Here is an 8,959-nt window from a genome sequence, read left to right as displayed (position 1 = left end):
TGATCCAAAACGTCAATTACACCAGCTAAAACAATGGGTTAAACAGGAACTGAACTAGTTATCTAGGACAGCCCCAACTTTAATTTAGAGCATTGAAAATATACATCGCTTAAAACGGATACTCGCGTGGCTCATGTTGCATAGATATCCAGTGCGTTCTAGTGAACTCTTCTAGCACCCACTCACCGTTAAAACGACCAATACCTGAGTTTTTCTCGCCACCGAATGGTAAGTTACTTTCATCATTGACTGAAATATCATTAATATGTGTCATGCCTGCTCTGATACCGCGAGCAAAGCGCATGCCTTTTGCCATATCTTTTGTAAATACCGCACTCGACAGACCAAACATTGAGTCATTGGCGATCGATAACGCATCATCTTCATCTTTGGCACGGATGATACCGACCAATGGTCCAAATACCTCATTACGTGACAAATCCATCTCGCGCGTCACTTCAGTAAAGATGTGCGGCGGTACAACTTGTCCTTTAATCTCACCACTTAATATCATTTTTGCGCCTTCTTGCTGCGCATTAGCGATTTTCTCTTTCAACGATTCGACTTGTTTTTTATTAATAATCGGACCAACCGCCGTGTCTTGTTTGCTCGGATCGCCGACATTTAACGTTTTAACGTGTGCCAAGAAACGCTCAACAAAGTCATCATAAATCTCGTCTTCAACGATAATACGATTAATAGCAATACAGATTTGACCTTGATGTAAGAATTTGCCAAAGGCTGCTGCTTTGACCGCTTGCTCAATATCAGCGTCTTTTAGTACCACAAATGGACTGTTACCACCCAACTCAAGCGCTACTTGTTTAATGTAGTCGCCGCCATTGGCCAACTCGCCAATGCGCTTACCGACTGAAGTAGAGCCAGTAAATGATACAAAGCTTGGGGTTTTGTGTTCAACGATCGCATCTCCTATCTCTTTGCCTGAGCCAACCACCACGTTGAGCAAGCCTTTTGGCAAACCTGCTTCTTCGAATACTTTTGCTAGCAGCAAACCACCAGTCACTGGAGTATCACTCGCAGGCTTGAGTACCACAGCGTTACCAAGTGCTAAGGCTGGTGCAATAGAACGTTGTGTCAAATGTAATGGAAAGTTCCACGGACTAATGACAGCGACGACACCGATGGGCTCACGGTAAACAAAGTTTTCTTTGCCAGGGGTGTTAGATGGACGAATCTCGCCATGTACACGACTGGGGAAAGTCGCAGCCTCAAGGGTAATGCCGCGGGTAGCAGCAAACTCCACCATGGCTTTAACACGGGTACTGCCCGACTCTTTAATGAGCCAATCGACGATTTCATCTTGGCGCTGATCTAAAATCTCAACCACTTTATATAGTACACCTGCTCGTGTCGCTGGCGTTTGCTGTGCCCACTCTTTTTGTGCCGCACTTGCTGCTTGATAAGCTTCATTAAGCTGTGCTTCTGTCGCCTGCTGAATCTTTACAAGTGTATCGCCATTGTAGGGGTTGGTGTTGGTATTGACGCTATCATCTTGACCGCTTTGCCATTCCCCTGCAATGTACTGGAGGTGGAAATCATTATAGGCATTGGCTTTGGTATTATCGGTATCAGTTAACATAATTCTTCTCATTTATTTTATGGATGTTATGTTGGTTGTCAATAAAACAGTATGGCTAGCAAATTGAGGCAGATAAAAAATAACCCTTAACACAGTTATTTATATTAAATAGCCTGCGCTCGCGACATTTGATTAAGCACATCAAAACGAAACTTGCTAGACGACTGGTCTAATGCTACCATAGGCCTCATACAAATAAGCGTATTTTGTCAGCAAGTATTGTTGAAAAAACGTAACGTGACCATATCAACCCTGACAATAAGCACTCATTATAAGCAACGATAAAAATCTGCATCGACCCATAGAAAGTATCATGAATAATTGTTAATAGCGCGCTAAGTAGCATTATTCGCCATACCTTATCTCTGAAATACATTCATAAAAAATATAGGAGGACATTACCATTATGTCTGCGGCCTCAACCACAATCCCACCAGATACCAAAACGCATCTGTTAGAAACAGGCTATCAATTGATTTCTAAAAAAGGCTTTACTGCCGTCGGTATCAAACAAATACTAGACACAGCCGGTATTCCTAAAGGCTCTTTTTACCATTATTTTGCCTCAAAGGAAGCGTTCGGTGAAGCTATCATCAGTCATTATTTCACTGATTATAAGATACGCTTAGACACCATTGGTCGTCAAAAAGTTAATGCTCAGCAAAAGATTTATGATTACTTTCAAAGCTGGTATGACACCCAGCAAAATGGCTGTGATCATGAAAAATGCTTGGTGGTGAAGCTCAGCGCTGAGGTTGCAGATCTGTCTGAACCTATGCGCATCGCACTGAATGCTGGTTACCAGCAGACCATCAGCTGGCTTGCTGAACAAATCAAAGCAGGCTGGGCGGATGACTCTGTACCACAACCTGACAATATCGCGGCCGAGAGCATGGCAAAACGTTGGTATTTTGCTTGGCTTGGTGCCAGTTTAATCGCCAAGATTAGCCAAACCAATACACCGCTTGCAGAAGTATGGCAGATGACTACTTCTCAATTGGGACGCTAATCTCGTGCGTTAAACGCTTTTTAGCCATTTATACTTCCCTATATCTAAAGCAAAAAATTGAGTTATAAGAGAGTTTTGTAAAAATTACTAGACGACTGGTCTATTTAATGTACAATGCCCACAGTTGCAAAAACGAATGGCTAATTTGCCACTGAGATTTTTGCACCCCATACGCCTAACACAAATATTTAATGATTTTAGGAATACTATGAATAACTTCCAATATTACAATCCAGTACGTATCGTCTTTGGTGAAGGTCAAATAAAACAACTATCGGAATTGGTTCCGACTGATGCCCGTGTACTTATCACTTATGGTGGCGGTTCGGCACAGCGCACAGGTACGCTAGACGAAGTAAAAGAAGCCTTGGCTGCGAGCGGTACACGTACCGTATTCGAATTTGGTGGTATTGAAGCCAATCCAGAATTCACGACTCTTTTAAAAGCAGCAGATATGGTCAATGAGCACAATATTGACTTTTTGCTAGCGGTCGGTGGCGGCTCAGTCATTGATGGTAGCAAATTTGTGGCATTGGTATCGTCACTCACTGAAGAAGATGACACGACTGTCTCACGCGAACAAGCATGGAACGCACTAACCAGCTATTGCAGAGACATTGATTCTGCCATCGATTTGGGTGCTGTTTTGACCATTCCAGCCACTGGCTCTGAGATGAACTCAGGCGGCGTCATCAATTATAGTGAACGTCAAGCTAAGCTACCATTTGGCAACGCACTTGCCTTCCCTAAGTTCTCAATATTAGATCCAATCAAAACACTGACATTACCTGAGCGTCAAGTGATGAATGGTGTTGCGGATGCCTTTGTCCATGTCATGGAACAGTACCTAACGTATCCAGTCAATGCCAAAGTGCAAGATGCCTTTGCTGAGAGCTTGCTGAAAATCCTCATTGATGAAGGTCGTATCGTTAAACAAGATCCAGAGAACTTAGAAACTCGTAAGAATATTATGTGGACAGCGACAATGGCACTCAATGGTCTAATCGGTGCAGGAGTACCGCAAGACTGGACGACACATATGATCGGTCATGAGCTAACCTCGTTACACAGCATCGATCATGCACGTACATTAACTATCTTATTGCCATCAGTGATGCGTGAGCTAAAAGAAAGTAAAAAAGAAAAATTACTTCAATATGCACATAATGTCTGGAATATTACGCTCGATGATACTCATCAAGACGAAGACGCTGTCATTGAAGCCGCTATTGTCCGTACAGAACACTTCTTCCGCGACCTTGGCTTGCCCGTCAGTTTAGAAGATGCAGAACTTGATGCGTCAGCTATTGACCCAATTATCAAGCAGCTTGAAGCGCACAACATGGTTCAGTTAGGCGAGCACAGCAACAATGATTTAGAAGTGTCACGTCGTATTCTACAACGTGCTATTAGTAGCAAATCTGCTTAATAAAAACACCACCGTAATAAGAAACACATATTGTTATGCTATTTATAGTAGTTGCTCAGCACTGAGTAACTACTCCATTCACCATTGAGTATCAAAACCAGTAAATATTAAAATCAATAGAATCTTAAAATTAATAAATAGAAAAGGAATCTGATAATGAGCTTTGATAAACAACAAAATCAAAAAATAAATCGTCAAATTAAATTAGCAAGCCGTCCAACAGGTGAGCCAAAAGCTGAAAACTTTGATATGGTAACCAGCGATATCCCATCGCCAAATAACAATGAAATGCTGCTGCGTACCGTTTACTTATCATTAGATCCATACATGCGTGGACGTATGAGCGATGCAAAAAGCTATGCTGATCCGCTAGAAGTGGGTGACGTCATGATGGGTGGCACGGTTGCCCAAGTCGTTGAATCCAATATCGACAAATTTGCTGTGGGTGACTTAGTGGTCTCAAACTCAGGCTGGCAAGACTATAGCGTCAGTGATGGCGAAGGCGTCTTAAAGCTTGACAAAAACATGTCAAATCCCTCTTATGGTTTAGGCGTACTAGGTATGCCAGGCTTTACCGGTTACATGGGTTTGACCGACATCGGTAAGCCGCAAAAAGGGGAAACTTTGGTCGTCGCTGCTGCAACGGGTCCCGTTGGTGCAACGGTAGGTCAAGTTGGCAACCAATATGGCTTACGTACCGTTGGTGTGGCTGGTGGCAAAGAAAAATGTGACTTTGCTGTCAATGAGCTAGGCTTTGATGTCTGTATTGACCATAAAGCGGATGACTTTGCCGAGCAATTAAAAGCGGCGTGCCCAGATGGCATCGATATCTATTACGAAAACGTCGGTGGCAAAGTGTTTGATGCCGTTATGCCATTATTAAATGCGCATGCACGTATCCCAGTCTGTGGTCTGGTCTCGCAATACAACACCACCGAGCTGCCTGATGGCAAAGATCGTCTAGGCGTATTAATGGGCAACATTCTAAGCCGTCGTCTCACCATCAAAGGGTTTATTATTTTTGAAGAGTATGGTGATCACTTCCCAGAATTCTTAAAAACCATGAGCAAATGGGTCGAGTCAGGCGATGTTAAAACCAAAGAATATATCGCTGAAGGCTTAGACGATGCACCAAATGCCTTTGTGCGCATGCTAAATGGCGATAACTTTGGTAAAACAGTGGTTAAAGTTTCTGAGGTTGAATAACAGAACCAATGGTTATCAGTTGATTGAATCGCAAATAACGACTTAACAACATAACTTGCTAAGACAACCACTGAAAATGACCTCTCAACCATGAATACTGTTCTATGAATACCGCTAGCAGTCATTGCAAATACTCATATTAATTACAGATGACCAATTAAGCATGACTGCTAACAACCCATGATTTAAAAACAACATCAATAATAAATAAGGACGACTATGAATATTTTAATGGTACTAACCTCACATGATAAGTTGGGCGATACTGGCAAAAAAACGGGCTTTTGGCTAGAAGAGTTTGCCGCGCCTTATTACGCTTTTATCGATGCGGGCGTCAATGTGACACTTGCTTCTCCTGCTGGCGGGCAGCCACCACTTGATCCGAGCAGCGATACTGAAGACACGCAAACGAAAGATACCAAGCGCTTTAAAGAAGACAGCGATGCTCAAAAGCATCTTGCCAATACTGAAAAACTCGCTGATATGAACGCTGAAGATTTTGATTCAGTCTTTTATCCAGGCGGTCATGGTCCACTATGGGACTTGGCAGTTGATAAAAATTCGATCAATTTGATTGAGACGTTTGTCAAACAAGACAAACCTGTCGCCTTTGTTTGTCATTCTCCAGCCGCTCTTAAAAATGTCAAAATTGACGGTGAGTATTTAGTCAAAGGCAAAACAGTGACTGGCTTTACCAATTCAGAAGAAGACGCCGTTGGTCTAACAGATGTCGTGCCATTCTTAGTAGAAGATGCACTAAAAGCCAATGGTGGTAACTATGAAAAAGCCGCTGATTGGGAATCATTTGTGGTTGAAGATGGCTTGCTGATTACTGGGCAAAACCCAGCGTCATCAGAGGAAGCTGCCAAGCGCTTAATCACTAAGCTGAAAGGTTAATATCTTTTTAACGTTAATATAATAGACCATGCAAAAGGCCACTATCATGATTCGCTTACATCATCTCAACCAGTCTCGCTCATTACGTATTTTATGGCTTTTAGAAGAGCTGGGCGTGCCTTATGAGATCATTAGTCATCAACGCGATCCTAATACTCATTTGGCACCAGACAGTTTAAAGGCGGTACATCCACTCGGTAAATCTCCGGTTATCGAGATGGATGGTCAACTTTATGCCGAGTCGGGTGCAATCACTGAGTTATTGATTGAGCGATTTGCGCCAGAGCGCTTACGTCCTACGACTGATAGCGTAGACTATGGACATTATCTGCAATGGATTAACTTTGCTGAAAGCTCGCTCATGTTGCCGTTATTACTGGAGCTATTTACCAAAAAAGCCGGCATCGTCGATAACGAGTTTTTAGATGGTTATATCAGTCAAGAAAAACACAGATTGTTGAGCTATCTAAACGAGGAAGTTGCAGATAAGTCATTTATCGTTGGTCATAAGCTAAGCGGCGCTGACTTTATGCTGTCTTTCGACTTAATCATGCTGGCTAAGCGTGAAGCGTTAGATGATTATCCGCATATCAAGCAGTATGCTTTACAACTCGCCAGTCTTGATAGCTATCAGCGCAGCATGCGTTTAGAGGCGAATTATGATCACTCTATTTAGTACCATAGTCTAACTGTTTATCGACTATTTAATGTATAAAAAAACAGCTCTTTATAGAGCTGTTTTTTATGGGTGAAAATGACCTGAGTCGTAGCTATGTGACATATAGTCAAGGAATTTTAGAATCGCTACAAGGCGACCGACCGCAGATAGTACACTGAGTACATCTATGGCGGGTAAAGCCGTAGCAGTTTAAAAGTGCTCTGACTATAGCACTGTGTTTCTTATCTTCTCTCATTGACAGACAGCTGCATCTATCTTTTAATTTGATTTTCAATGTGTTAGTTATGCGTGATAAATGCTCAACAAAAATTATGATAAAATATTCAAAACAGGGTTTAGAATACTTTTTTGGTTTTATCAGCCTACTAAATGGCTTTCTGTTAAATGACTTTTTATTAAATGACTTTTTATTAAATGACTTTGAACGTCTTGAGTTTCATGACTATCCGACGAGCGCGATGCTTGTTTAACAACGGCTATACACCATTTTATCCCTCTACGCAGATTATCCATCCATGAGTACTGAATACCAGTTTAAGCCCCATGAACGACCATTCATGCTTGGCTCGCCTGCCACCCCTGATCACCCTGTGCGCCGTAAAGTATTTTATTTACTGATTGGTATTTTTATCGGCTTAACTGCCAGCTTTCAGAATGGTCTATTGGTCGCGAATCTCACTCAAATCCAAGGTGAAATGGGCTTAACACCAGTAGAAGGTGGCTGGATATCAGTCGCTTACAATATGACCAATGCTTGTGTCACGGTGCTGCTGTACAAAATTCGTCAGCAATTTGGTATGTCGCTATTTAGCAAAATCACTCTTTTCTTTTTGTTGGCAGCCACCAGTATGCAGTGGTTGGTCAGTAGTAATCTACTCAGTACGACGATTGGGGTTAGCATTGAGCCTTATTATTTAGAACTGCTCGCCCGTGGCTTTAGTGGTGTGGTGGCTAGTGCGATGACGGTATTGTCTATTTTTTATTGTCTACAAGGCATGCCAACTGCTCGGCGTATCAGCGGACTGATACTGGGCTTTGGCTTGGTACAGTTTGGCATTCCACTGTCACGGATTATCTCGCCTTATTTAGCCGTTGATGGTCAGCTTGAAGGTTTATTTTTATTTCAAGTGGGATTATCGCTGATTTGCTTTGGGCTTATTAACATTCTTGAGCTACCACCGGGCAACACGGAAAAGGTCTTTGAAAAACTTGATTTGGTGAGTTTTGGCTTTTTTGCCAGTGGTCTTGCCGCCCTATCCGTATTTTTAGTACAAGGTAGAATTCAATGGTGGACAATGCCTTGGCTTAGCTATCCACTGATTATTGCCGTCGTGACTATCTCGATTGCTTTATGGATTGAGACGCACCGCAAAAACCCTATGTTACAAGTGCGCTGGATGCGTAGTCGCACCATTATTGCCTTTATGATTACTGGTGCCGTCATGCGTATTTTGCTGTCTGAGCAAAGTGTGGGCGCCGCAGGATTATTAGCAAACCTTGGTTATGGTAATGACCAGCTGATTGTTTTTTATGCCATCATCTTGGTGGCTAGCATACTGGCATTAGTGATTAGCATTTTTACCACCAAGGCGACGGATCTGCGCCGACCAGTGATTTTTGCGGTTGCATTGATTGCGATTGGTGCATGGGTAGATACGGGTGTGTCGCTAAACTCTGCCCCTTATATGTTCTATTTCAGTCAGTTTATAATCGCTTTTGCTGCCGTTTACTTTATGGGACCAATGGTATTTGAAGGTATGTTTCGCGCCATTGCTAACGGACCTGCCTATATTATTAGCTTTTCGGTTATTTTTGGTATTTCACAAACGGTCGGTGGTTTGGCAGGCGCGGCAGGTATTCAAGCATTTACCACCATTCGTACTCAGATGCATTATGCCGATATGGTCAGTTCAATGAATACCACTGATCCTGCTACGATGACCCAAATGCTACAGGGTGTGCAACGTCAAGCCACGGTCGCCGCTTATGACGATTTATTCTTTTTGATGGCGGTGAGCGCCACTATCACTGCGCTATATTTATTGATGATTTATTTTTATTACCTTTATCATAAACGCAATCCACTTGGTAAAGAACTTGCCGCATTGGCAGAAATGATGGGCAAAAAATAACAGGTGA

7 protein-coding genes are annotated in these 8,959 nt (G+C 42.5%); 6 read left to right on the top strand and 1 reads right to left on the bottom strand.

Features of this window, described 5'->3' with window-relative positions; translation table 11 throughout:
* Positions 1–109 precede the first annotated feature (109 nt).
* Entirely contained in the window at positions 110–1,600 is a 1,491-nt protein-coding gene (locus JMX95_RS13050) for an aldehyde dehydrogenase family protein (RefSeq protein ID WP_087814161.1), read from the bottom strand.
* 406 nt (positions 1,601–2,006) lie between these two features.
* On the opposite strand from JMX95_RS13050, the gene JMX95_RS13045 reads away from it, so the two are divergent.
* From JMX95_RS13045 to JMX95_RS13020, 6 genes are all read left to right on the top strand, one after another.
* Complete coding sequence (locus JMX95_RS13045; protein ID WP_055124963.1) at positions 2,007–2,609, top strand: TetR/AcrR family transcriptional regulator; 603 nt, start codon at positions 2,007–2,009, stop codon at positions 2,607–2,609.
* 208 nt (positions 2,610–2,817) lie between these two features.
* Positions 2,818–4,038: an iron-containing alcohol dehydrogenase gene (locus tag JMX95_RS13040; RefSeq protein ID WP_109592667.1), complete on the top strand. Its 1,221-nt coding sequence runs from the start codon at positions 2,818–2,820 to the stop codon at positions 4,036–4,038.
* Positions 4,039–4,194: 156 nt separating this feature from the next.
* The gene (locus tag JMX95_RS13035) at positions 4,195–5,244 is read left to right on the top strand and encodes an NADP-dependent oxidoreductase (protein WP_109592665.1); all 1,050 of its coding nucleotides are present in this window, start codon (positions 4,195–4,197) and stop codon (positions 5,242–5,244) included.
* 219 nt (positions 5,245–5,463) lie between these two features.
* Positions 5,464–6,141: a type 1 glutamine amidotransferase domain-containing protein gene (locus tag JMX95_RS13030; protein WP_045446333.1), complete on the top strand. Its 678-nt coding sequence runs from the start codon at positions 5,464–5,466 to the stop codon at positions 6,139–6,141.
* A 46-nt stretch (positions 6,142–6,187) separates the two neighbouring features.
* Positions 6,188–6,817 (top strand): glutathione S-transferase family protein, encoded by a 630-nt coding sequence (locus JMX95_RS13025; RefSeq protein WP_109592663.1) that lies wholly within the window; start codon positions 6,188–6,190, stop codon positions 6,815–6,817.
* Positions 6,818–7,335: 518 nt separating this feature from the next.
* Positions 7,336–8,952 (top strand): MFS transporter, encoded by a 1,617-nt coding sequence (locus JMX95_RS13020; protein WP_109592659.1) that lies wholly within the window; start codon positions 7,336–7,338, stop codon positions 8,950–8,952.
* The last annotated feature ends 7 nt before the right edge of the window (positions 8,953–8,959 follow it).

Source organism: Psychrobacter sp. NC44, from assembly GCF_904846655.1.
Lineage (GTDB): Bacteria > Pseudomonadota > Gammaproteobacteria > Pseudomonadales > Moraxellaceae > Psychrobacter.
The sequence above is the reverse complement of the archived record's forward strand: the minus strand, read 5'-3'. Positions and strand labels throughout refer to the sequence as shown.